General features: G+C 52.2%; 1 protein-coding gene. It reads right to left on the bottom strand.

Annotation, left to right across the window (positions count from 1 at the left end):
- Positions 1-1,603: cadherin-like domain-containing protein (locus QUA16_RS12960; protein ID WP_333181162.1), on the bottom strand; the 1,603-nt coding region annotated here is incomplete at both ends.

The following is a 1,603-nucleotide window of genomic DNA, read 5'->3' as shown; positions in this document are numbered from 1 at the left end:
GGAGTCGGAGTTCCCGTGGGAGTCGGAGTTCCCGTGGGAGTCGGAGTTCCCGTGGGAGTCGGAGTTCCCGTGGGAGTCGGAGTTCCCGTGGGAGTTGGAGTTCCCGTGGGAGTTGGAGTTCCCGTGGGAGTTGGAGTTTCCGTGGGAGTTGGAGTTTCCGTGGGAGTTGGAGTTCCGGTTGGAGTCGGAGTTCCGGTTGGAGTCGGAGTTCCGGTTGGAGTCGGAGTTCCCGTGGGAGTCGGAGTTCCCGTGGGAGTCGGAGTTCCGGTTGGGGTTGGAGTTCCGGTTGGGGTTGGAGTTCCGGTTGGGGTTGGAGTTCCGGCTGGAGTCGGAGTTCCCGTGGGAGTCGGAGTTCCGGTTGGGGTTGGAGTTTCCGTGGGAGTTGGAGTTTCCGTGGGAGTCGGAGTTCCCGTGGGAGTCGGAGTTTCCGTGGGAGTCGGAGTTGGAGGGGTATTTACAACAATGCTTCCCGTGACGATCGCAGAATCAGCTTTGCCATCATTAGCTTTGTAGGTAAAAGAGTCTGTCCCTGCAAAACCAGGATTCGGAGTATAAGTGAAAGAACCGTTAGCGTTGAGGGCGATCGACCCTTTAGCCGGATTTGTCACCAGAATCGCCGTCAACGGGTCCTTTTCCGGGTCTGTATCGTTGATTAAGACTCCCAAACCAGTCACGTTGAGACTCGTATTAAAAGCAGTAGTATAGCTGTCAGAATTCGCCACAGGCGGGTTATTGTTGACGCTGACAGTCACGGTAGCCGGTTCCGAGCTAACTATTCCGTCGCTGACTGTGTAGGTAAATGTGTCTGTTCCAGAAAAGCCAGCGTTAGGAGTATAAGTCAAAGAACCGTCTTTGTTGAGGGCGATCGACCCTTTCGTCGGATTTGCGGCCACCGCAGCAGTCAGCGTGTCTAAATCTGCATCGGTGTCGTTGATTAAAACTCCCGGCGCTGTTAAGCTGAGGACTTTTCCGGCACTGATGCTGTAGGTGTCGGGTTGTGCGCTCGGCGGATTGTTTGTAACGTTGATATTTGCCGAAATTGCTGGTGAAGTAGCAGCCCCGTCGCTGACAGTGTAAGTAAAGCTGTCGAGTCCAACAAATCCTGGATTGGGAGTATAAGTAAACGAACCATCCTTATTCAATCCGAGAGTGCCATTGTTGGGATTTGTGACTAGAGTTGCCGTCCGCAAATCACCGTCAGAGTCGATGTCGTTGGCTAAAACTCCCCCACCAACAGCCACGTTCAGGACTTGACCGTGAAGGGTTTTGTAATTGTCAATTACTGCAAACGGTGGATTATTTGTGACATTAATATTTGCTAAAATTGCTGGTAAAGTAGCAGCCCCGTCGCTGACTGTGTATGTAAAGCTGTCGAGTCCCACGAATCCCGGATTGGGAGTATAGATAAAAGAACCGTCTTTATTGAATGCGAGAGTGCCATTGTTGGGATTTGTGACTTTAGTTGCCGTCAACACATCGCCATCCACGTCGCTATCGTTGGCTAAAACTCCCTTGGCGGCAGGCAGGTTCAAGACTTGATCGTGTAAGGTAGGGTAATTTTCGGGTTGTACGATCGGCGGATTGTTGGTGACAGAGATATTCG

This window comes from Microcoleus sp. S13_C3, assembly GCF_036700905.1.
Taxonomy (GTDB): Bacteria; Cyanobacteriota; Cyanobacteriia; order Cyanobacteriales; family Microcoleaceae; genus Microcoleus.
Note: the sequence above shows the minus strand (reverse complement) of the source record. Positions and strands in the feature narration are given on the sequence as shown.